Origin of the sequence: Polaribacter reichenbachii, from assembly GCF_001975665.1 — a bacterium.
Lineage (GTDB): Bacteria > Bacteroidota > Bacteroidia > Flavobacteriales > Flavobacteriaceae > Polaribacter > Polaribacter reichenbachii.
On sequence record NZ_CP019419.1, the window covers coordinates 3,299,266 to 3,324,715 of the forward strand.

Annotated in this window: 15 protein-coding genes and 2 tRNA genes; 5 read left to right on the top strand and 12 right to left on the bottom strand. The window is 31.2% G+C overall.

Going from position 1 to position 25,450, the window contains the following annotated elements; all coding sequences use genetic code 11:
* Positions 1–5 precede the first annotated feature (5 nt).
* The 3 genes from BW723_RS14035 to BW723_RS14045 all read right to left on the bottom strand — a co-directional run bounded on the left by BW723_RS14035 (position 6) and on the right by BW723_RS14045 (position 7,228).
* Positions 6–2,363 (bottom strand): GH92 family glycosyl hydrolase, encoded by a 2,358-nt coding sequence (locus tag BW723_RS14035; protein WP_068359858.1) that lies wholly within the window; start codon positions 2,361–2,363, stop codon positions 6–8.
* 166 nt (positions 2,364–2,529) lie between these two features.
* On the bottom strand, positions 2,530–4,155 hold the full coding sequence (locus BW723_RS14040) for a RagB/SusD family nutrient uptake outer membrane protein (RefSeq protein ID WP_068359856.1): 1,626 nt from the start codon (positions 4,153–4,155) through the stop codon (positions 2,530–2,532).
* Between the two features lie 28 nt (positions 4,156–4,183).
* Positions 4,184–7,228, bottom strand: coding sequence for a SusC/RagA family TonB-linked outer membrane protein (locus BW723_RS14045; RefSeq protein ID WP_083139715.1), 3,045 nt, complete (start codon positions 7,226–7,228; stop codon positions 4,184–4,186).
* Between the two features lie 228 nt (positions 7,229–7,456).
* On the opposite strand from BW723_RS14045, the gene BW723_RS14050 reads away from it, so the two are divergent.
* Positions 7,457–8,335 carry an inositol oxygenase family protein gene (locus BW723_RS14050; RefSeq protein WP_068359852.1) on the top strand — a complete coding sequence of 293 codons (879 nt, stop codon included), beginning with the start codon at positions 7,457–7,459 and terminating at the stop codon, positions 8,333–8,335.
* Positions 8,336–8,358: 23 nt separating this feature from the next.
* Entirely contained in the window at positions 8,359–9,930 is a 1,572-nt protein-coding gene (locus BW723_RS14055; RefSeq protein ID WP_068359850.1) for a solute:sodium symporter family transporter, read from the top strand.
* A gap of 286 nt (positions 9,931–10,216) precedes the next feature.
* Here BW723_RS14055 and BW723_RS14060 read toward each other — a convergent pair.
* The 4 genes from BW723_RS14060 to BW723_RS14075 form a co-directional block, all read right to left on the bottom strand.
* Positions 10,217–10,298: transfer RNA gene (locus tag BW723_RS14060), tRNA-Tyr, on the bottom strand.
* Between the two features lie 57 nt (positions 10,299–10,355).
* Positions 10,356–10,429 (bottom strand) — tRNA-Thr (locus tag BW723_RS14065).
* A 220-nt stretch (positions 10,430–10,649) separates the two neighbouring features.
* Positions 10,650–11,363 (bottom strand): LytR/AlgR family response regulator transcription factor, encoded by a 714-nt coding sequence (locus BW723_RS14070; protein WP_068359848.1) that lies wholly within the window; start codon positions 11,361–11,363, stop codon positions 10,650–10,652.
* Positions 11,360–12,184: a sensor histidine kinase gene (locus BW723_RS14075; RefSeq protein WP_162274042.1), complete on the bottom strand. Its 825-nt coding sequence runs from the start codon at positions 12,182–12,184 to the stop codon at positions 11,360–11,362. Before BW723_RS14075 ends, BW723_RS14070 begins: the two co-directional genes overlap by 4 nt.
* A 438-nt stretch (positions 12,185–12,622) precedes the next feature.
* On the opposite strand from BW723_RS14075, the gene BW723_RS14080 reads away from it, so the two are divergent.
* A complete protein-coding gene (locus BW723_RS14080) occupies positions 12,623–13,495 on the top strand; it encodes a DUF5694 domain-containing protein (RefSeq protein WP_068359844.1) in 873 nt (290 codons plus the stop codon).
* A 251-nt stretch (positions 13,496–13,746) separates the two neighbouring features.
* Here BW723_RS14080 and BW723_RS14085 read toward each other — a convergent pair whose 3' ends face one another.
* Complete coding sequence (locus BW723_RS14085) at positions 13,747–17,037, bottom strand: ABC transporter permease/M1 family aminopeptidase (protein ID WP_068359842.1); 3,291 nt, start codon at positions 17,035–17,037, stop codon at positions 13,747–13,749.
* Positions 17,037–17,927: an ABC transporter ATP-binding protein gene (locus BW723_RS14090; protein ID WP_068359840.1), complete on the bottom strand. Its 891-nt coding sequence runs from the start codon at positions 17,925–17,927 to the stop codon at positions 17,037–17,039. The genes BW723_RS14085 and BW723_RS14090 overlap by 1 nt, the downstream gene beginning before the upstream one ends.
* A 211-nt stretch (positions 17,928–18,138) precedes the next feature.
* Here BW723_RS14090 and BW723_RS14095 point away from each other — a divergent pair, with 211 nt between their 5' ends.
* Positions 18,139–18,933, top strand: coding sequence for a sensor histidine kinase (locus BW723_RS14095; RefSeq protein WP_068359838.1), 795 nt, complete (start codon positions 18,139–18,141; stop codon positions 18,931–18,933).
* On the top strand, positions 18,930–19,634 hold the full coding sequence (locus tag BW723_RS14100; RefSeq protein WP_068359836.1) for a LytR/AlgR family response regulator transcription factor: 705 nt from the start codon (positions 18,930–18,932) through the stop codon (positions 19,632–19,634). The genes BW723_RS14095 and BW723_RS14100 overlap by 4 nt, the downstream gene beginning before the upstream one ends.
* 48 nt (positions 19,635–19,682) lie before the next feature.
* Here BW723_RS14100 and BW723_RS14105 read toward each other — a convergent pair whose 3' ends face one another.
* The 3 genes from BW723_RS14105 to BW723_RS14115 form a co-directional block, all read right to left on the bottom strand.
* On the bottom strand, positions 19,683–20,465 hold the full coding sequence (locus BW723_RS14105) for a DUF6090 family protein (protein WP_068359834.1): 783 nt from the start codon (positions 20,463–20,465) through the stop codon (positions 19,683–19,685).
* A gap of 333 nt (positions 20,466–20,798) precedes the next feature.
* A complete protein-coding gene (locus tag BW723_RS14110; RefSeq protein ID WP_068359832.1) occupies positions 20,799–23,258 on the bottom strand; it encodes a glycosyl hydrolase 115 family protein in 2,460 nt (819 codons plus the stop codon).
* Positions 23,259–23,790: 532 nt separating this feature from the next.
* Positions 23,791–24,591, bottom strand: a complete 801-nt coding sequence (locus BW723_RS14115; protein WP_068359830.1) for a hypothetical protein — start codon at positions 24,589–24,591, stop codon at positions 23,791–23,793.
* Positions 24,592–25,450 lie beyond the last annotated feature (859 nt).

Sequence of the window (25,450 nt, forward strand, 5' to 3'; positions counted from 1 at the left end):
TTAATTTATCTTTTTTCGGTAAGTAAACCAGCTGAATTATTACTAACTTCTTTATTCATCTTTAAAACTAATGTACCTCCATTAGTAATATCATTATGTTTTATGCTATAATTATTTAACTTCTTATTATCAAACTCAACATCATTTACATAGATATTCTCTGCGGAATTGTTTTCTGCTTGGATAACAAATTCTTTTCCCGTGGCATACTCTGGATGTAACTTTATGGTTATTTTTTTAAATGCAGGACTACCAATTTGATACTCAGGATTTTCTTCGGTTCCACCATTCATTTGAAAGATTCCCATTTTCATTAAAACAGCTAAACTTCCCATTAACCCTTGATCTTCATCACCATTATAACCAGTTGAAGAAGACAAACCTGAAAATACATTTTCTACAACTTGTCTAGACCAATATTGTGTTAAATCTGGACGCCCAATTTTATTAAAAATAAATGCAGTTTGTATGGAAGGCTGATTTCCGTAGTTAATAGGAATTCTGCTATATTCTGGATGTAATTCTGCGGCATGTGATGTACCTGAAGTAAATTTTAATTTTGCAGCCGTTTTAAACTGTGTGTTTAATTTTTTAACAGCGATTTCATTTCCACCCATTAAACTAGCTAAACCTTCAATATCTTGAGGTACAAACCAAGTAGATTGAGCACCATTAGATTCTGTAAATCCAGTTTCATACTGATACGGATCGAAATCTTTTTTCCAATTTCCGTTGATATCTTTAGGTGCCATCCAACCAACTTCTGTATTAAAAACATTTTTATAGTTTTCAGAACGTTTTAAAAAGTATTTGTAATCATCAGTTTTATTTAGTTTTTTCGCCAATTGAGCTAGAGTCCAATCTTGATAAGCATACTCGTTTGTTTGGCTTGTACCATCCATATGAATACCAAATTTACCTTCTTTATGAGCTATTGGGAATGGGTATGGAACATAGCCATTTTTAATATAATAGTTTAAACCACCTCCAATATCTGTGTTATGTTCATAACCTGCTTTACCCATAATACCGTTAAGCATATGATTCTTTTTTAAAGCAGCATAAACAGTTTCTAAGCTATCTTTTAATATATTTTTTTGAATAGCTGTAACTATAAAGGGAGTAGATGTAGCTCCGGTCATTACATATGTATAATTACCTCCTGAAGGACCACGAGGTATAAGGCCACCATCTTTATAATACTGCATTAAAGAGTGTGTAAACTCATCCATTATTTCCGGATAAACTAAGCCCCAAAGGGTATTGATAGTCCATTGTGCACCCCAAAAAGAATCAGAATTGTAATGATTAAATTTTGGTTTTCCGTTGGCATCTAATGGTAATTGACCTATTCTAAAGGTTTCGCCAGTATTATCTGGGTAAGCACCATTGTAATCGCTAATTACACGTCTACCTTGAAGTGCATGCCATAAATCGGTATAAAAACGGCTTTGTTCTTTCTCTGTTCCGCCTTCAATTTTAATACGTTCTAGTAAACCGTTCCATTCTGTCTTAGAATTAGCAACTACACTATCAAAATCCCAATCTGGTAACTCTTCATTTATATTATTATTGGCGTTTTCTATGGATGTATATGAAATTCCTACCTTCATTAATAAAGCATTATCAACATCACTTACATTTAATAGGTAATTATTCGTGATGCTATCTTGCTCTATTGATGTTAATGGAACGTTTAATTTTATTTTGAAGAACACTGTAACTGGTTTTGGTCTGCGGTGTGTGGGTTGCATTACCAATTGACCAGAAAGTTCTTTATCACTATCCTTTTTTAAGGTGCCTTGTGTGTTTTCACAAGGTCCCAACATTGTATTTAGATTAAAAAGGATGGCTTTTTGAATATTTTTTTTCGGATAGGTATACTTATGGAAACCTACTCGTTTTGTACTTGTTAATTCTGTTGTTATCTTATAACGTTCTAGTTCAGTATAGTGATAACCTGGAAGTGCTTGTTCTTTGTTGTGACTGAATTTTGAGTAAAAATCTGTAAAAATGTGCTCTTTATTTTCTGTGTTTACGGTTACTGGCATCACTGATAAACCAGACATTTGCCAAGCATGAATATGGCTAAAGCCTTTAATGGTGTCTTTGGCATACCGATAACCACTTCCCCAAGCTCCATTTATTTCGGTATCTGGACTTAAATTTACCATTCCAAAAGGTCTATTTGCAGAAGAAAAGAAAAACCACCTAGAATTTTCTGTATCGAGCATAGGGAATACTTTTTCTACTAGTTGTTCTTTTTGAATAGGAGTCTTTTTTTCATCTTTACAAGAGGCTAAAAAGAGAGCTATTAGTGCTATCCCTACAATTTTTCTTAAATGAATTCTGTATAATTCCATTCGTTTATAAAGCTATGATGATTTGGGGTTTGGATAAGTATTATATATCCTTTAACAATAGTATCAATTATTTTAAAGAAAAAAATATAAGCAGGCAATCTTACAAACCTGCCTATATTCAAATAAAAACCTAATTCAAATTAACTAATTCTATATATTTTTTTTATTAATTATAATCTGGATTTTGTGTAATGCTACCACTTGTAAGATCTATTTCTTTTTGAGGAATTGGTCTTAATAAGTGTTTTGATTTTAAAGCATTGTTTAACGCTGCGTGTGGATTGTGCATTAAAGTTCTTTCAATTAATTTTCCAGTTCTTTTTAAATCCATCCATCTGTTAACTTCACCAGTTAATTCTCTAGCTCTTTCATCTAATATAAAATCTAAAGTAACCTCCGCATTTGTTACTGCTGTAGTTAAGCCAGCTCTTGATCTTAAAGTTGTAAGATGTGCTGCAGCTGTACTTATTTCAGATGCTTTAAAACGTGCTTCTGCTGCAATTAAATATGCTTCACCAGATCTCATAATTACCATATCTCTTTCTCCTTGAGAAGATTGATCTGGTTGTGTAAATGGAACTCCTGGATCATCGAATTTTGTAAATTGAGGATATTGAACAATTGTAATACCATCACTATCAAAATAAGTTCCTGGGTTAATTACTGCATATGGTACTGCATCAATTTCAGCTTGTGTCCAAACTGTTTTTGGAAAAAAGATAGCTAGTTCTCCAGCAGACATTGCTTCACCATTTTTACCAGTATAGTCTTCAGTTGCATAGATTTCTCTTGTAAAAGTTGCATCTGCTCTTTCATCTGCATCATCAAAAAGACTATAGTAGAAAGGGGTTGGCATTGGGCCTAATCCTTTTACAGTTCTAGATAAACCTGGATAATCAAAAAATCTAAATTTATATAACATATGTCTTGAATTTCCCCAACCTCTACTCACAGAACTATTACCAAATAAGTATGAGAAAACAACTTCAGAATTTCTTTGGTTATCAATACTAACTAAATTCGAAAAAGATGGTACTAAAGGATGATTAGTAATTACACTTTCTGCCAATACAGCAGCGTCTTTAAAATCTGTTGCACCTGCAAATGTTTTATATCCTCTAGTTAAAAGTACCTTAGATCTAAGATGTCTTACAGCGTCTTTTGTTACTCTACCATATTCACTTACTGAGCTAGGAACATTTGTTAAAGCATCATCTAAATCTTGAAGAATTTGTGTATAAACGGCCTCTTCACTTGCTCTAGAATAATCTGTGTCTGCATTAGATATTTGATTTAATACTAATGGTACACCACCATAATTTTCAACTAAATTAAAATAAGACATAGCTCTAAAAAACTTAGCTTCACCAATACCAATAGATTTGGTATTTGCATCTACACCTTGAATTAAATCTGCATTATCAATAGCAATGTTTGCAGCAGAAATAATGCCGTATTGATTAGACCAATATACACCAACAGCCCAGTTTAATGGCGTAAAGTTTACATAATCGTTTACATCATCTATACCAGAGATAGAGGTTCCTCTTGTAACAATATCTGTTCCAAGGTCTTCTAAAGCATAGTATAAATTTGAAGTATAACGAGTAGAACTTTCTCTAGAACGTTGATAAACAGTAGCTACCAATTGGTTAAAAGTTTCTGGTTTTGAACTAGCGTTCTCTATACTTAGAAAAGAATTGTTTTCCTCTTCTAAGTAGCTTTCGCAACTGGTACCTAACATACCAAGTGAAAGTAGTATTATAATTAATCTATAATTTATATTTTTCATATTTCTTAAATTTAATTTAATGAATAATTTAGAAGCTTAAGTTTACACCAGTCATAAAAGTACGAGACATAAATGCTGCTCCGTATTGGTTTCTTCCTGCATTTTCAGGATCCCATCCATCATAATTTGTAAATACAAAAGGATTTTGAACTGTAGCGTAAATTCTAAATTTGCTAACTTTAAATTTGTCTAAAATTGTTGATGGTATTTGGTAACCTAAAGTTATATAACCAACTTTAGTAAAAGAAATGTCTTTATATTGAATTGCATGCCCCCAAGGACCTGGGTTTCCTGGTTGATTCCAATCATTAGATTGGTTTTCTGGTGTCCAATAATTTACATTATAACCGTTAAAAGTTCTATTTGGTTCTTCTTGCCAGCCCCAAGCGTAATTACTATGAAAATTACTTCTCATTTTAGCACCTTGACTTGTATTTATCATAAAAGAAAAATCGAAATTTTTATAGTTTAAAGTACTTGTAAAACCACCTGTCCATTTTGGTGTAACTTGTCCTATAACTTTTCTATCTGCAGATGTAATATCTCCACTACCATCTACATCTGTAACTTTAACTTGACCAGGAAGTTGATCGTAAGTTGCAGCCTCAGCAGCTTCATCTAACTGCCAGATACCTGCATATTCATAATCAAATATTGCACCAATAGGTTCGCCAACTCTATGAATTAGACTTGTACCACCGACGTTAAAAAAGATATCTTGATCTTTTGCAAGTTTTGTTAACTCATTTTTATTAGATGCAAAATTAAAGTTTGTAGTCCATCTTAAATCACCATTATCAATATTAGTAGTATTTAAAGAAATTTCTATTCCTTGGTTTGTAGATTCTCCAATGTTTTCAAAAATTGAATAAAAACCAGTTAAAGAAGGTAATTCTTTACCAAAAATTATATCTGTATTTTTTCTGTTGTAAAGATCTATAGAACCACTAATTTTATTGTCTAAGAAGCCATAGTCAAACCCAATATTTACCTCAGTTGTTCTTTCCCAAGAAAGGTCTTTATTAGCGATACCTGTAATATATGCTGTAGATACAGAAGAATCTCCTAAATTTGTAGCATCAGCACCTAATAAAGATTGTGAAGAAAGTGGAGCCAAACCACCTCCTTGACCGTTGTTACCTGTTTGACCATAACTAAGTCTTAACTTAGCATTAGAAAAAACTTGTTGATCATGCATAAAATCTTCTTCGATAATTTTCCAAGCAAATGCAGCTGAAGGGAAAAATGCCCATTTGTTATCTGCTGCTAAAATTGAAGCACCATCATATCTACCAGTTACTGTAAATAGGTATTTATCTAAAAAGTTATAGTTAATTCTACCCGTATAAGATTCTAAAGTTTGTTTAGAAAAACCACTAGATACATCTCTAATATCTAAACCAGCTCCTAAATTATAGAATGTAAAGTCGTCTGTTGTAAAGTTTCTTACTTGATTGTTATAGTACTCAGATCTTTCTAAAAATCTAGACATAACAGCTGTAATATCTAAAGCATGATCCGCTTTTTCAAATTTATAATTAAAAATATTATCCCAAGAATAAGAAAAATAGTTTCTGTTTTGTACTACAGCTCTTCTGTTAGAAGCATTTCCACTTACACTTTTTGTTAATAGTCCACGAAATTCACCATATCTTTCATACTTTAAATTTGGTGAGAATTTAGAAGTTATTGTTAAACCTTTTGTAGGTTTTATTTTTAAGGCAATATCTCCTATAAATTGTAAAAATTTAGTTTCTCTAGTATCGTTTTTTGTATCTAAAATTGGATTTGTAATTTGAGTTTCTTTGTTCGTTGGAAAAAAACGTAAACTACCATCATCATTATAAGGTAATCCAATTGGTTTTAAACGAACAGCACTTCTAAAAGCTTCTAAACTACCTTGATTTTGTATAGCAGTTGTTATATAATTGCTTATACTTAAATTTAACCAATTTGTTAAATCGCTATTTAAACTACTTCTTAGATTATATCTTGTATAATCCTCACCCTCTACATTTCCTTCGTCTTTAGTATATGCTAAACCTGCAGAATATGTAGTTTTGTCGTTACCGCCACTTAATCCTAAAGTATGATTAGATTGAAAACCATTTTTAACAATTAAGTCTACCCAATCTGTACTTACTCCATTAGCTACATTGTTTAATTCTTCTGCATCAAAAATATTGTCTGAAGCTAAATTTACATCACTTGCTCTATAGTTTATATTACCAGAAGCAAATTGTCTACCAACCGCTACATCTTTAATAAATTGTACATATTCTTGTCCGTTATATAAAGAAGGCATGTGGTAAGCCTGTTTAAATCCTGCATAATTACTGTATTCTATTCTTAATTTTCCATTTTTACCACGTTTAGTTTCAATTAAAACCACACCGTTACTTCCTCTAGAACCATAAACAGCTGTTGCAGAAGCATCTTTTAGAATATCCATTCTATTAATATCTGCAGGATTTAAGAAAGAAATATCATCAACAAAAATACCATCTACAATAAATAAAGGATTTTGCCCTGGGTTAAAACCTCCACTATCTGATGTGTTAATTGTACTTGCACCACGAATACGAATATTAAAACCACCTGAACCTGGTTTGTTATCTGTTCGTTGAATTACCACACCCGCAGCTTGTCCTTGAAGAGCTGAAACTGCATCTACTTTATTGGTTTGTTGTATTGTTTTAGTACCAATTGAATTAACAGATCCTGTTAAATCGCTCTTTTTAACAGAGCCATAACCAATAATAACAATCTCATCTAATTGCGCTGAATCTTCTTTTAGTGTAACATTAAGAGTTTTACCTCCTTTATAAGTTACCTCTAAAGTCTTATAACCTATGTATGAAAACATAAGTACATCGCCTTCTTTAGCCTTAATCTTGAAGTTTCCATCAAAATCTGTAGCACTACCAACAGAACTTCCTTTTACCAAGATATTTACACCAGGTAAAGGATTATCTAAGACATCTTTTACAATACCAGAGATATTGTCTTGTGCCCAAGAAATCGACGAAAAACATAGCGACATAGCTATTAATAAAATTTTAAGTTTTTTCATTCTAATTTGTTTAGTTAAAAATATTTGTTATAATCTTTTGTTAAAATTATGGTTAATGATTCTTATTATTATGGATATATTATTCAAAAGGATGGAAATTTATCAATAACTAAAAAAAAGATATAATTATTTAATTAATCCATATTTTTGAATTTTTAATCCATATAGATATTCTTGGTGTATGCTAATTTTGATAGTATTAGGCTATTAACAATTAAAACATATATCATGGGAAATCTAACCAATAAGAACACTTCTAACCCAATGGATAATATTGATGATTGGGAAGAAAATTTAAAAGAACGTTACCCAGATCCTGAAACACCAATTAAAGAAAAAGAAGAATTTAGAAACTATGTAGATTCTGAAAGATTAGAAACTGTAAGAGAATTTTACAGGATAAATCATGAATTTCAAACTTATGATTTCGTTTGTAAAAAGGAAGAAGAATTTCTAAAGTTTGATAAAAAAGAATTGTCATTATGGGAAGCTATAGATTTTTTAAACACTTTGGTAGATGATAGTGATCCGGACATCGATTTAGATCAGTTTCAACATTTATTACAAACTTCAGAAGCAATAAGAGCAGATGGTCATCCAGATTGGTTTGTTTTAACAGGCTTTATTCATGATATGGGTAAAGTTTTATGTCTGTTTGGCGAACCACAATGGGCAGTTGTTGGAGATACATTTCCTGTAGGTTGTAAATTTTCTGATAAAATAGTGTATCCTGAGTTTTTTGCAGCAAATCCAGATTCTACAAACGAAAAATACAATACTAAGTATGGTGTTTACTCTCCTAATTGCGGACTTGATCATGTAAAAATGAGTTGGGGACATGATGAATATTTGTATCAGATAATGAAAGATTATTTACCAGAACCCGCATTGTATATTATTAGGTATCATTCTTTTTATTCTCAGCATAGAGAAGAAGCGTATTTGCATTTAATGAATGAAAAAGATATTGAAATGTTTGAATGGGTAAAGAAATTTAATCCTTATGATTTATATACAAAAGCACCTGTAAAACCAGATGCAGAAGCTTTGAGACCTTATTATGAAGAACTAGTTAAAAAATATTTACCAAATAAATTAAACCTTTAATAATAACCAAACCAACCTTTACAATGTTATTTACTTATTTAGGCTTTTTCGGATTTACTTTATTCGTTATACTTTACACAACTTATAAACTTCGAAAAGATAAGTTTACAACTACAAAAGGTTATTTTTTAGCCGGTAAAAGTTTAACAGGGCCCATTATTGCTGGTTCTATGATATTAACCAATATTTCTACCGAACATTTAATTGGTATGAATGGTAGTTCTTATAAAAACGGAATTATTATAATAGCTTGGGAAGTTACATCAGCAATTGCATTGGTTATTGCTGCTATCTTTTTTATTCCGAAGTTTATTAAAATGGGGTTAACTACAATTCCAGAATTCTTAGAAAGGCGTTTTGATGGTGCTATCAGGTCTATAGTAGCATTTTTATTAATGTCTTCTTTTGTGGTTACCTTACTACCTATAGTATTGTATTCTGGTGCTATTAATATTGAAAGTGTTTTCGATTTTTCTTTAATGTTTAATATTTCTAAAGAACAATCTTTAATATATACAGTTTTAGTAATAGGAATTATTGGTTCTCTTTATGCAATTTTTGGTGGATTAAAAGCTGTAGCATATTCAGATTCTTTAAACGGAATTGGTTTAATGTTAGGTGGTTTATTAATACCTATTATTGCACTTTACCAAATAGGAGAAGGAGATATGTTTAGCGGTTTAACAACTGTTTACAATTTTGCACCAGATAAGTTTGATATTATAGGGAAACCAGATTCTGTGTTGCCTTTTTCGGTATTATTTACCGGTTTAATGATAAACCAGTTGTATTTCTGGGGAATGAATCAAGCAATTATACAAAGAGCTTTTGGAGCAAAAAATTTAGTAGAAGCACAAAAAGGATTAATTTATACCGGAGTTTTAAAGTTATTTGTGCCTGCAATTATTGTATTACCAGGTCTTATAGCTTATTATTACTTTCAAGACCAATATTATGAAACGCCAGATTTAATTTATCCGCTTTTGGTTAAAAAAGTATTACCTACATATTTATATGGCTTTTTTGCTGCAGTTATTTTAGGAGCTGTATTAAGTACATTTAATAGTGTGTTAAATTCTGCAAGTACAATTTTCTGTCTAGATATTTATAAAAAAATAATTAATAAAAACGCTTCAGACCCTAAATTGGTTAAATTTGGTAAAATTTCTTCTGTAGTTTTAGCCTTAATTTCTATTGCTGTAGCACCTATGGTTGCTTATGCACCAGAAGGTTTATATCAATTATTACAACAATTAAATGGTATATTTTTTATACCAATTTCATCTATAATTATTGCTGGTATATTTTTTAAACAAATAAATACTTTAGGCGCTAAAGTGGGTCTTTTCTTTGGTTTTGTATTCTATATTTTATCAACATTTATATTGAATATAGACATCCATTTTGTCCATTTATGGGGAATAGAATTTGTTTTAAACTTTATAATTATGTTTTTAGTTTCTCACTTTTACCCATCAAAAGAACAAATAAAATACAAGGAAGAAAAATCAGAAGAAAAATCTTGGTCTTATGTTAAACCAGCAGGTTTTATACTAGTTTTCTTAACCATCTTAATTTATATTTTACTTTCTTAATAACATAAGATGGTAATTTGCTATTAATTTTTAAACCTTTATTTATTTTCTATTCCCCTTTTGTCTTTGCTTAGGATAAATTTTAAGAACCAAAAATCTATCCTTATTTTATCTTTATTTAGTACTTTAATTATTCAGTATTTCAATCTTTATATTGGTTGTATATGTGGTAAGTAAATATTTGCAATTCATTATAATGAAACCAAGAATATTTAAAGTTCATATACACACCATTTCCATTGGTTCTGCAATTCCTGGGGAAGTGTGGTAGTTGTATAAACAATTGTGGGGAGAGCAGGATTCGAACCTGCGAAGACGTAGTCAACGGAGTTACAGTCCGTCCTCGTTGGCCGCTTGAGTATCTCCCCTAGTTATTTACTGTTTTAAAGAACCTAAACATTACTTCTGTAATGTTGTGTTATTTGAGCCGATGGAGGGACTCGAACCCACGACCTGCTGATTACAAATCAGCTGCTCTAGCCAGCTGAGCTACATCGGCTTTTGTTGTAAATAACTGCCTTTTATCATAAAGGTGCGCGAATATACTAAGTTTTGAAATAAATCCTAATAATTATTTTATTTTTTTGAGGTTATTTGTCTATAAACTTCTGACAAAATTGATGAAAACAACCTATGTTATTGGTAATTAAATAAATATATAAACTGTAAGATTTAAAGGTTATTTCTGTTTTTTTTTATTAATGAGAAGAACAAAAAATTTATAATTTGCTTTTCCCTATTCTATGAAAAAAAGAATTTTTATAAGTATTCCCTAAGGGTACCTCTTTTCCATTTATTTGTACAGTTATAGAACTTGTTTTTTCTATATGCTTTAGTGCTACAATAAATGATTTATGAATTTGTATAAAATTGCTTTTGGGCAAACTATCACTAATGTATTTTAAAGTATTGTATGTTATAATTTGCTTGTTTGGTGTATGAATTGCAACATAGTTTTTTAAGCTTTCGATATACAAGATTTCTGAAATTATTATCTTTTCGAAGTTGTTTTTTCCATCGGTTTTTACAAACAAAAACTCTTCTGTTGCTGTACTCGTGTTTTTATTTTCTTTATCTAAAACATTGAGTTTGGCTACTGCTTTATAAAAACGTTCAAATTCTATCGGTTTTAAAAGATAATCTATTGCATTAAGCTCGTAACTTTCTAACGCAAATTGTGGGTATGCTGTTGTAAAGATAATTTTGGTTTTATCATTCACAATTTTAGATAATTGTATGCCTGTAAGGTTTGGCATTTGTATGTCTAAAAATACCAAGTCTATGGCTTCTTTTTCTATTATATGTAATGCCTCTAAAGAATTGGTTGTTGTAGCCACAAGTTCTAAAAATGCAATTTTATCTACATACTTCTTTAACAAACGTATTGCTGGTGGTTCGTCATCTACTATAATACATTTTATAGACGTGTTCATAAAGGCATTTTTAGATAGGTGTTAAAATAAGGAGTTTCTTTTGTATAAACTAATTTATAGTTTGTATTAAATAATGTAGTTAATCTACGTTTTACATTCTGTGTGCCTATACCAGATTCCATAAATTTATCTGAGGTTAATATTTTATTTCTTGTACTTACCTCAATAAATTGTTCGTGTATAATTATATTTATTGTTGCAGGATTTTTTTTATCATTTACAACGCCGTGTTTAAATAGGTTTTCAATAAAATGTATTAGGATGAGCGATGGTATTTCCTGGTTTTTTAGGTTTCCGGTAACTTGAAAGGTTACTGAAAAGTCACTTTCGAAGCGTTTGTTAAAGAAATGAATATAATCTTTTAGAAACTGAATTTCATTTTTTAATAAAACCACATCTTTTTGAGAATCGTAAGTGACATAGCGTAATAATTCTGAAAGTTTATGAATATCTTTAGCTGTTTCTGGCTTATCATCAATTAATTCTACATAAAAAGCGTTAAGCGTATTAAATAAAAAATGCGGACTTATTTGAGATTTTAAGAGATTTAATTCTGCTTTGTTATGGTCGTTTGTTTCCATAAACTTTATTGCTAAATAAATAAGTGTACTATATAAAATAGCTTTTATAGCATAGTAAGAATTGTCTATAATATAAAATATTGGTCTTCTAGACGTTTCATAATAATTATGGATACCTGTAAAATTAAATAATACTATTTCTTGTAAAACATATCTTAACCCCGCAAATAACAAGATTAAACCTACAATTGCTACTATAAATTGAACAACTTTTGTTTTCTTTAAATAGTCTGGACACACTATTATAAAATTGATAAAATAGATGATTATGGAGCTAATATAAAACGTTATTCTAAATGCAAAAAAATGTAGCTCAAGGTTTTTTGTTAACTCTTCATTCTCTAGCAGAATGAAAGTTTGAAAGCATTCCATCACTAATAAGAAAGCAGCAAGAATTAAGTGGTATTTCCATTTTTTGTTAATCTTCATACTACAAATATATCTTTAAAAGTGTTTCTTATTATGTTTGAGGTATAAATATGGAGTTTTATAGTACAAAACGACAAAACTATACAACAAAACTAAATGTTGTATGTATAGTATACTTCATACTATACAAAATAAGGTTTATGTAAAAGGATAAAAATACAGGTACTACTAAACTACTTTTGTACTCAACAAATATAAAAACAACCTTATGGCTAAAGCTATAGGTTTGTTTTCTAAAACACAATTAAAATGAATACAGACACTATTCTGAAAAAAATACTTCTTATTTTAAGTATAACCCTTATGTCTTGCAACAATACTCCTATTGCAGAAAAAACAACAGCAGAATACCAAAGTACACCAAGTGATAAAGTGGAAGTGTTGCTTGTAGGCACATCTCATTGGAATAATTATAACTCTAAAGGACTTGATGTTGCACAAACCAATCAGATGGATATTTTGTCACCAAGGTATCAAAGCGATTTACTAGAGATCGTTGAAAAAATAAAAGAGTTTCATCCTGATAAAATTTTTGTTGAAAGAACCTTAGTATATCAACCAAAATTGGACTCTCTTTTTAACCTGTATTCAACTAACGATTGGGGTAAAGAGCGAAGAAATGAAATTTACCAGCTTGGTTTTAGACTCGCTAAAGAATTGAAACACGAACGAGTATATGGTGTTGACTATAGAGAGATGGAGTTTCCGTATGATAGTTTAATGAAATCTATGAAACAGGCGAACCAAATAGCGCTTATGGAAAGTTTTAATAATGATATAAAGCAATATGAAACAAACTATAACCAACTTATAGCTGAACAAAAGCCTCTTAAAGATATTCTTTATTATTTAAATGATCCGGAACAAAGAAAACTAGATTTATCTTGGTATTTGAATGGTGCGAATAAAGGAGGTGATTTGGAGACAACGGTTGGTTCTTATTTAGCTTCTGAATGGATAAAAAGGAATATTTATATCTACGGATTAATTCAAAAATATACCGAACCAAAAGATGAACGCATTATGATTCTTATGGGAGCTAGCCATATAGGGGTTTTAGAAAATTTAATATCGTATCATCCTGAATGGAAAACCGTTGAATTAAAAGAAATTATGGAATAATAATATAAAGGTTTTGGACTCAACAGTCAACAACAAATCAATATTTGTATTTGAGTCCAAAACCTTAAATTCTTCTAATTCTAGTGGTTACTTTTTTTGTAAAGAGAACAATTAGTAAGGCGAAAAATAGTTTAGCGTTAAAAGCATAACAAACCTCATAAATGTTGCTTGAACCTATGGAAAGGTAATTCAACAGCTAATGACAAGTCTGTCTTGGGTTCTTAAACTCATAATTAGAAACCAAATACCTTTTACAACTCCAAATTGGAAACTGTTTCAAATAATTCTGTAATTAGGTGCTGTTCTGCTTTTGGTGTTACCTCTCTAAAATAGCCTAACAAATCTTGTGTTGTGGCATATCTGTTGGTTGCTGTTTTTAGTTTTCCGGTTTTGGTATTCCAATCTTTTAAGAAAAGGCCTAAGGCTTTATTTACCTGCTTCTCTCCTATTGCTTTTTGGAACTTGTACATGGCAATTGCTCCTTTAGCGTAATAGATATAATCTTGATTCTCTACCATTGCCAATGATGGTTCTTTGTGACTTTCTCTATCTTTTCCTTCTAAATATTTCTCTTTCTGTAGCTCTAAAAATTGCATTACTTTTTCTTCGGAATACTTTTGTTTTAAAACCATCATAGCTGCATATTGAGATAAGGTTTCTAAGATCATTAATTGTCCTTTTACATTTGCAGCTTCTACTTGCATGCCAAACCATTGATGCGCAATTTCGTGAGCCGTTACATAAAATGCCATATCTACATCTTTTTCATCATCTATATTTAAAACAAAACCTATGGCTTCTGAAAAGGGAATGGTACCTGGAAATGATTGTGCAAAATGGGCATAACGTGGGAACTCCATAATGCGTAGTTGATTGTATTGATAAGGACTAAAGTTTTTGCTGTAATAATCTAAGGATGCTTTCATGGCCATCATCATTCTATCTACATTATAATTATGAGCTTTATGATAGTAAATTTCAAGATTTACGGGATTAGATGCTGTATCTTGATATGTTATCCATTTGTCTTTTTTAACGGTATAATTCGCAGAAACCATGGAATAAAAGTTCATCATTGGTTGTTTCATTTTATAATGATAATAATTACGATTATTGGCGGTCCATTTTCTCAATAAATCCCCAGGAACTAAAGCCGTTTGATCTTTAGATGTGCCCATAATCATTTCAAAATGAATACCGTCTGAATCGCTACCAGATCTTGCAATTTTAAGGGCATTGGCATCGTCTCTATTCGCTTTATGGTTTCTTATGGGTAAATGATAATCTGCTCGTTCATCGTTATCATTAAGCTCGTATTTTTTAGAATATCCTAGCGTTGGCAAATCTGAATTCTTAAAGAATGTACCATTGTAATTGATGTTTGCATTCGAGTTTCCAGATTCAAATCCGTTGGTGGTAAAGCTTTGTTTGAAATGCATTTTTATAGTATCCCCAGGTTTTAAAGGGGTGTCTAGCTTAAAAATTGAATAGTCAAACTTTTTATATTGATGATTGGTTGTCCACTTTTTATCAAAAGAAATGCTATCTAATGTAATCTGCTCTTCTAGAAGTTTTTGAATGTGAATGGATTTTATGTCTTCAGAATTGGTGTTTTTCAAAATATAATAGCCTTCTACTGTGTAATCTCTTGTGGAAGGATACAATTCCACTTTTAAATTCACATCTACTATTTTTGGTTGTGGTATAAATTCATATTGTTTGAGCTCTTTTTCATATGCAATTCTAAAGGCAGTCGCTTTAGCATCTGACCAATAGGTATTTAAAATATTGGTATTGTAAAAGATAAAAGCCCCTACTAGTACAAAGACCAAACTAACCAAAGCTGTCAATTTAAATAGTGGCTTACTAAACCTGTATTTGCTTGCTTTTATACGCTTTAATAGATTCGTTTCTGTACCTCTTACCATTACTAAAGAGCCTAGAATTAACAGTAGTAATCCGAATAAAAACCAATACGATTTTATCATAAGATAGGGTTGTAAGAAATGCCCATAGCCATTCATATCAGAATAAGCACTTAATGCGCTACCACCAAAGAGATATAAATCGTGATTGAATCCGAATACATCCAAAGCACTATTGAGCATAAAAAATACGATGACTAACAGAATACCTACAAATTTATGATTTACTACAGATTGTATAAAAAATGCAACAAAGGTATATAAAGCTAAAAAGGGTAAGATATCTATAAAGAAACCAGAGAGATATACCCCAAATTCGTACTTATAATAGCCATTTACAGTTTGGAATATAATCCCTGAAATTATTAACGCAAACATTAATACTACGTAAATGAAGTTTAACCCCAAATACTTACCCAATAGTTTGCAAAAGCTAGACATTGGGGTGGCATCGTAAATAAGATCTAGTTTTACGCTTCTTTCTTTCCAAACCAATTCGCCTGAATAAAATACTAGCAAAATGATAAAGAAATACATTGAAGTTTCTTTCAGTTCTTCTACTATAAAATAAGTGGCAGGATAACTGTCTACGCCATAAACAGTGCCTAAGTTTACGGAATTGATTAAGATGATAATCATACCAGAAATAACGATTCCCCAAAAGGAGGCTTGTTTAAAAATACTGGTAAAATAAAACCACGTAAATTGTTTTAGTTGCTGCCATTTAGAGGCTATACCATAATGTTTATTTACTGTAGGTATTTGTACATTATGGATTTCTTTAGTGATTATAGCAGTTAATGTTTGTGCCTTTTTATTTTTAGAACGCTTTTCTTTTACCACATTAAAATTGAATCTTTTATAGCCAAATACTAAGGCCATGATTCCTAGAGAAATCCAAAATAGTTTATTGTAAAGCATTACTCCCATAAAAGGAAGCGCATCTGTACTCTTTTGTACTACTGAAAAGGATTTGGTAACAAAGGTTGATGTGGTTAATGAAAACGGATCTAAAATGGCTTGCCAAAACTCATTGGTAATGGCTTTTGTAAGCATAAATATTACAAATAAAAAGATGCCTTGTGTGTATACAACCACAAGATTTCTGCTTAATGCTCCTGTTACAAAAAACAAAGCCGCTCCGAAAAACAAGGTCGGTAAAGTAATGTATACAAAAGTTTTTATGTACACCATAGCATTAAATGCTAATACATCTTCTGGGGAATGCCAAGGCATGAATTCGCCCAACATCATCCCAAATAAAATACCTGAAAAGGCAAAAACTAATACTGTAAAGGCACCTAAAAAACGACCAATTAAGTAATCCTTTTTACGCATTGGTGTAGAAAACAATAAGGATTCTATGTTGTATTCAAAATCTCTAAGTACAGATACGCCCATAATCATTGAGGCTAGAATCATAAAAAGACCAGTAATGGCGCCCATTGTTTTTGCAATGACTAAGGGTGAGTTTTTCTTCATTAGTCCCATATCATTTCCTTGAAAAACAAAGTCTACACCAACAATAGAAAATAGGAATAGAAACAGAAAAAACACATAAGTATCTGGTCTTTTACTACGATATTGTATTTCGAATTTATAAATATTGTACCACATTATTTATTGGTTTTAAGGTTTGTATTGTTAAAGATTTGAGAGAAATAGACATCTTCTAATGCTGCATCTATTTGTATAAATCCGTCACCCGGATTAACATCACTCAAAATATGAATGGTGGGTTTACCTAGAAATAACTTATCGCTAATTACTTTATAATTTTGCTTATACTCGTTTAATTCTTGTTTGTTGATGGTCTTTTTGTAGACTTTACCTTTTAGCTCTTCTAATATTTGCAACGGATTCCCTTTTAAAGAAACCTGCCCTTGGTTTATAATTGCCATATTTGTACAAAGCTCTTTTACATCATCTACAATATGGGTAGATAAAATAACGATCGTATGTTCGCCCAATTCGCTTAAGACATTGTAAAATCGGTTGCGTTCTACAGGATCTAAACCTGCAGTAGGTTCATCTACAATTAGTAATTTAGGATTATTAAGTAAGGCTTGTGCAATACCAAAACGCTGCTTCATTCCGCCAGAAAAGCCTTTTAAGTTTTGCTTTCTTACCTGGTATAAGTTGGTTTTATGTAATAAGGATTCTACCAATTCTTTACGCTCCCCTTTATTTGTGATGCCTTTTAGTACTGCAAAATGATTCAGTAATACTTCTGCTGATATTTTAGGATATAAACCAAACTGCTGTGGTAAATAGCCTAATACTTGACGTAATTCGTTTTTTTGTTTTAATACATTGATATCTCCTAAAGCAATAGTACCAGTATCTGCCTCTTGTAATGTTGCTATGGTTCTCATTAAAGTAGATTTACCAGCACCATTTGGGCCTAATAAACCAAACATACCTGTAGGAATTTCTAGAGAAATGTTTTGTAATGCCTTAACTCCATTTGCATAGGTTTTTGATAAATTGTCGATTATGAGTTCCATATTATTTGAGTTTAGATTGCTAATTTGATACAAACATATTGTGGTTTAGGAGCATTAAAAAATGTTTGGGACACAAGGATGTTAAGGAGTGATGAACTACTAATTTGAGGTTATAACTTTATTTATAACCATTTGAAAGTTGTTTGTCCCTGATTGGATACCGTTTATCAACTTATTTGTGTAAGGGGAATTATTTAATTAATATTGACTTATGAAGTGGAAAATATCCGAAGACAAAAAAAAGAGTATTAAGCGTTATTATGTCATAACCTTGTTAGTTACAGGTGTAATTGTAGTGTTGTTTAATGATTATTTTGGCAAGCAAGAAGGCTTTTTAGAGTTTATTGCTCTGTACTTTATATTGCTCTTTATTTCAGTAGCCTATTGGGTTTTTAAACAAATAAAGTCTATTATTCGATTAAAGCATGAAAAGGAAAAGACAGAAATAATGCATTTAAAGAGTCAGGTTAATCCGCATTTCTTTTTTAATATGCTCAATAATCTTTATGGTTTGGTAGATGAAGACTCCAAAAAAGCCCAAGCCCTTATTTTAAAGCTTTCTGATATGATGCGTTATAGTATTTACGAGGGTGATAAAGACACTGTATTGCTATCCGAAGAAATTAGCTATTTAGAAAATTATATTGAGTTGCATAAAATGCGTTATCATAAAACCATAGATGTGCAGTTTCATAAGGATACCAACAATACGGATTATGAAATTATGCCACTGCTTTTTATTATTCTTTTAGAGAATGCCTTTAAGCACGGCGTAGAAAATTTAAGTACGAATGCTTATGTACATATCCATTTAAAAGCCCATAATAATCAAGTCTTTTTTGAAATAGAAAACAATTTTGATGCTATTGATACAGAACAACAAGTAGCCGGTATTGGTTTGCAAAATTTAAAAAGAAGACTGGCATTGGTGTATCCGAAAAAACATAACTTAAGCCTTTTTAACAACAATGGCATTTATACTGCTAAATTGAATATTAAATTATGATTCGATACTTAATTATAGACGATGAACCTATGGCACATACTATTATTAAAAAGTATTGTGCCCTGTTGCCTAATTTAGAATTTAAAGCCAGTTGTTACGATGCTATAGAAGCTTTATTGTATTTGAATGCACATGAAATAGATCTTATTTTCTTAGATTTAAATATGCCTAAATTAAAAGGCTTTGAGTTTTTAAAAACGTTAGCTAATCCGCCAAAAGTAATTGTAACTACTGCCTATAGTGAGTTTGCTATTGACGGTTATGCGTTAAATGTTGTTGATTATTTATTAAAACCTTTTAGTTTCGAACGCTTTTTAAGTGCGATAAATAAAGTAATTTCTTCGAATGCTACAAGTCTTAACCATGACAGTAATTCTGATACACTATCTGTAAAAAAGCATATTTTTCTTAAACAGCACAACAGCTATGTGCAAGTGGAACTCGCATCCATTTTATTTATTGAGGCTTCTGGTAATTATACCAAAGTGGTTACTGATCGTACTACTATTTCTATTAGAGAAAAAATATCTGATACTTTAGCAATGCTTACAAATAGAGACTTTATACAGGTCCATAAGTCATTTGCAGTTGCTAAAAAACATATTACTAGTATTGAAGGCAATCGGATTTATATTCAAGATTATGTAGTGCCTGTTGGTAAAATGTATAAGGGGAATGTGAATGGGCTTTTTGGGGGTTAGCTGTTGGGTGTTGGCTTTTGGGTGTTGTGTTTATTTCATATTAAGTATTTAATCATTAATAGTGCATTTTTGTTTAAGTAGTTTTTGCATATTATCTACTTCATTTTCAATTAAGTTTAATAGCTCTAGGCGTCGTGAATTATTTAAACCAATATTAAGCGAAGTACTGTATAATCTAGGTTTTATATCTATAGGGATAAATCGAGGAATATCTTCTTGTAGTTTTCGCCTAATGCTATCCGTAAAAATTTGATTATTGTAAAATTCATCATTAGCATTAAAGATCCCCATATCTAACCAGTTTCTAAAACTAGAAATTTGTTTAAAGTCAAGATCGAAATTATTAAGAATAGTTTTGCTGTAGCCATCTGTAATTTTAAAATAGGCGTTTAGAGCTTTGATAATTGTTTTGTCTTTTATTAGACCTAGATTACCACTAGATTTTATGTCTTGAAATGTGGCGTTGTTGGGTTGAAAGGTGTTGGTGCCTAACCGTATTGAAAATCTTAAACTCTTACCAAATTCAGTGGCATCGGATTTGTTTTCTTGAATGATTGAAATCATTTTATTTGAATAATCTATACGTTCTTGCACTAGTGTTTTAAGTACTTTAACTTGTTGTTTGTCTTGGTTTAGATTATCTAGCAGAAGACAATAATAGTTTTTCTCTAAAGTATTAGCTTTTCTATTTTCATTCCAAGTATTTATCTGTAATGCAATCAAAATTCCAATCACAACCAGAATGATTTCACCGATAGCATATTTAAAATACTTTTCAGTTTTTCCTTCCGAAAGCAAGTTTTGTCTAATTTTTCTAAAGAATTTTATCATTGGTTCGTGGTTTCTGGTAATGCAGCACAATTATAGTAAAAGCATAACTTTTATCAGTTTATAAATACAAACCTAAGGTAATGCTTAGTTTTTAGTACGTTTTACATTTTTTTTGTTAAATATATTAATTCACAAAGAAATGGCAAACTATTTTTTTGGATGTTGGATGTTTGGTGATTTGCTAAATTTACCCTATTTTTTTCTAAAACAAAATCCGCAGCATTGTGGATTTTGCGGACTTTGTTAAGATGTATTGTACTTTGTGTTTAGGACTGAAAACCCTATTATTTAAGCTATTGTTGTAAGTGGTATTTATTATTTTTTCTGTTGGACTTATTTAACTATTTCGTAGTGTTTTTGGTAGTTTTCTGGGGTTATTGCAATTTGATCTAATACAATACCTGTTTGATTTACATAGACTTTTAATGTTTGTTTGCCTACTTTGTCAATTGTTATGGGGCAAGTAATGGATGCAAAATTGCGTAATACATTTTCTTTCCATGTTTTACTCCTTCCTTTTGTATTTATAGAAAATTCGTTAATGGGTTTCTCATTTAGTTGTACAGCTATTTTATGATCAAAATTATTAGCATGCGTTGGCAGACTACGAATTTCTAGTTGATAAGTACCCGCCTTTTGAATATTAAATGTATATTCTACATAAGGCTTTTGGTTGTTAAACGTATGTTGTTTAAAAGGAAATAGGGTTAAACTTGAATTACTATATCCTAAACCCTCAATAACTTTCCATTGGTAGTCCTCTATATTATGGGCTTTTGAATATTCTTTTGCCTGTATAAATATTGGCTCTATTTGTACCGGTTTTATCTGCTGAGTTTTTTCGGTAGGTAGCGTGTTGTTTACGTGATAGCTTGGCATTTTAAATGCTGGCAGATTACGCGGTTGCATTGACATCATGTTATTCCATTTGCCATTACTGATATTTTGATTGTACTTCTCTGTAATGGTAATTATGCTATTATATGCTTTTTGTGCTTGCTCTGCTAACTTATTTTTCTCTGCAATGTCTTTACTTAAAAAAGATTGTTGCGCATATAGAAATTTTTGATTCATTAGTGCTGCGCCAGTTATCGGATATTCTACAAGTTGAAAGAAGGCATCTACACGTTCTTTTGATATGGAAGGTTTTATTGCGTTTACTCTATTCATTAATTCGGTATATGCCTCTATTCTGCGTTTTGACTCATCTTGATTGAACTCGGTTCTTCTTGTAGTGGTTGTTGGTTCGGTTTGGCTCCAGCCCATGTATTCTGGCTTGCGTAAAAAGGCTAGACGATAATATTCGTCTAAAATATCGGCAATTTCTTCGGCATTTTTTTCGCCAAACTCTCGCGTACTCCAATTTACCAAATGCTTTTTTATTGTTGCTTCATTGATACTATTGACATCCCAAGCAAGGTCAAGAAAAAATTCCATAGAGTATTCACCGGGTTTGATATCACCTACATTGGCAATCCATATTTTTTTAGCCCCGTTTTGATAGGCTCTTGACATCTCGTACCAGATTAAACCCGGTTGGGTTGTAGAGAGCCAAAGGTAATCATGGGGTCTGCCCCAATAGCTTAAATGATAATATACACCACTACCCCCTTTACGCTGTTGTTCATCAGTATTACTACGTCTACGGATATAACCATAATTATCGTCTGTCCACATTAGGGTAATATCCTCTGGAACATTTAGACCATCGTTATATAAATCTAAAACTTCTTTGTAAAGTGTAAAGACTTGAGCTATATCTTGGATGGGTTTGTTTATGGTATTGCTAAGCATTGTACGTTGATCGACAATAATTTTTTCAAGCAATTTTACCTTTTCTTCTTGTGTGGCATTTCCTTCCATTCCGGAATCATGTATACCACGCATCCCCATAGAAATAAGGTTATCACCATTTTTAGTTTCGGTTATTCTTTCTTGCCAATATTCCTTTATTTTATCGCTATTGGTAAAGTAATTGAAATCGCCATATATTTTTTTGTCCCATTCATCGACATTATTTCTAAGCATTGGTTCTGCATGAGAAGTACCTATGGATATTTTATATTTTTCTGCCATAGCTCGATTTCCTGGAATGCTATAAAATGCTTTTGTGGATGGGTGCATTGCTGGCCATATTGTATTTGCTTTAAGCCTTAGTAATAATTGAAATATTTTTTCATACGTTTTGGGACCAATATCGCCTGTTTGTTTTTCGAATGTTTTTGCCGCCCAAGGTTGTAATCCCCAATCTTCATCATTTAAAAAGATACCACGATATTGTACGGAAGGACTATCTTCTATACCCTCATGAGGCAAGTTTAGTACTATTGATTCTTGTTTTTTAGGATGCACATCTGCCCACCATTGCCAAGGTGAAATCCCTATTCGTTTGGCTACATCGAAAATACCATACACAGTACCTCTAACATCACTACCCACAATAAAGAGATTGTCTTGATGGTTTTTTATGAGGAATTTTTCCCATTTGTTCTTTAGCTGGTTGTTGTAGTTAACTGGTAGGTTTTTTATTAATGTATCTTTAAATTGCCCGATATAAATTCCTTTGTTTTCTGGCTGAAATTTATCTGTGTAGTTTATGGTAATTTTTCTACCCACGATGCTTTCTATATCTTTTGCCAAATCATTTGCCGCCCATTTTATGAGTTGATCAGCATCTTTATGTATATAAACATTAGTATTTGATGACTTTTTACTGATTACAAAACTATTCGTGTTTTTATTTTGACAGGATAGTATTACAAAAAATGTTATGTATAGAATATATACTTTCATGCTTTAAAGTTGTGGTTTTAGTAATTGACAACGTTTATGTGTCTATTTTGTTGTGTGGCTTACCCCATAAAATTAGCTAATAATTCGTTGTAAAAAAAATCTGTGCCGATTATTAGCAATAAGTAATTGATTCTGTGGGATATTGTAAAACGTTTCTTATTCTGCTTTTCATTTTATGTGGAAGTTTTTTTATAAGACTGCATACCCTGTTATTCTTTAGAGGATAGAAAAATGATAAATTTATGGAAGAAGCTTCATTATTATAAAACTCTTTTAGAAATTGAAAGTACATACCGTTTTTTTCTTTAGGCTTTAGTTTGCTAAAAACCTTTTTACGACAAAACCATACTGCCTCTTTTAATTTTTAGTTATACGTATTGCACTTTATGGTTCTGCCCCTTTTAGTATCTGGATGCGCCCTTATAGGACTTGCTGTAAAAAAGTATAGAGGTAACTTTTTTACCAGTTACCTCTTACTTTTAATACTAAGGTATTTAACGCCCTTGTACTTACTTTTATGCTATTGCATTTGTTACCCAACAGCGCTTATTCTCATTGCGTTGGTACTTGATAATTCATATAATTCTGTATTTATTTGTTGATAAAATATAATTCCGGTAGCCATAATAACGCCTACAGTATTTGGCAGCGGACTGCTAAACCCTAAGTCTACGGTTAAGGTTGTGACAGCCCCTAGCTCTCCTACTACAGGAAAAGCGTTGCTGTATGTAATACCGTTGACTTTGTTTTCTGTTGGCGCTACAGGTTCATACTTTTTTAAGCCAGCACTGTAAGTGTAGTTACTTAATACAGTACTTACTAAAATTAGTTTAAAGTGCGTTGCCCCTTCTGGTGGTCTTAAGAAATTGGATGCATTAAAGTCTGGCACCACCCAAGTAGCAATGCTTCGATTAGCATCTAAGGTTGGTGCTGTATATTCTGGGTAAAAGACAGTACTTAATGGTACTTTACTATTAAACTCAAACCCTTCTAAGACTTCGCTATTATCTAAAATTTCAAATTCTCGACGCCCACGTAAACCCGAACCTAGCGAATTGACACGTTTCATAATGCCGGTAATTCTACCGGTTATGGTGCTGTCTTTAATGTTTTTGATAATAGAACTAAACCCTTGTCTTAGTGCTTTGCCGACTGTTGCGGATGCACCAAATTCTGACATGTTTTCTCGTGTTCTTTTGTAATTTGGATCTGAGTTGATTCTGCTTTTGTCTACTCCTCCAGTGGTTTTTACAATGCTATTGCCACCACTTTCGTAAAAAGTTAATCCACCCAAAGACCCTTGTAGCTTGATAAAGCCTTTTTGTTTTGCCATTTTATAAGTGTATTGTGATTGCTATTCTTTTTTACTTCTACTACTTTTGTAAGCCTAGAAATTATAGCCATCTGATTGATAAAATAAATTTGTAGTTTTTACAAATTCTTTAAAATTCATTAGTCTAATGATATAGGATATCCGGTATTACGTTGTAACGTAATTAATTGGGTGTAAGAAATGTATAGCAATTAAAAGTGGGACGAATATATAACAAAATTTATTATAAAACAAATATAATTGTTATTTTTTAGTGATTTATGCGTTTTATTAAGATAATATCTGTTGTTCTGCTATTTTTTTACGTTTTATAGTATGAATTTGATAGTTTTTATTTTTGGGATTTTAAAACTTGATGTTTTGTATTTAGGTTTTTGCGTATTGCATTGAAATTATAAAAATTGTATTAAAAAGTACCTTTATTTGATTTATTTTGGTTGGAAAAAAATGCTTTTTTTAAGTCAAAAAATTTTAGTGTTTTTGGTGGTTGTTTTTTGAGGTTGTTTTTGAAGTGCTTTTTTGGTCTTTTTTTGGCCTTTTTTGGGGTATTTTTTGAGGTGGCTTACTATGGCTTTCCTATGACGTTGATATGACGTTGATATGACGTTGCTATGGGAGTGGTATTATGTTGTTGATTTTGAGTGTTATTTTTGGGTATTTTTTTGCCGTTTTTTTGGTGCTTTTTTGGGGTGTTTTTTTTGGGTTTGGAGTTTACATTTTAAAAATTAAAATTGTTGAAGAATTTGGAGGTTTTTTGGGTGTTTTTTGGTGGTTTTTCTTCTATTTTTTGATGATTTTGCTTGAGATTTATTTTATATAGAAACAATAATTTAGAGCATTTGTGCTTTATTTATTTTCT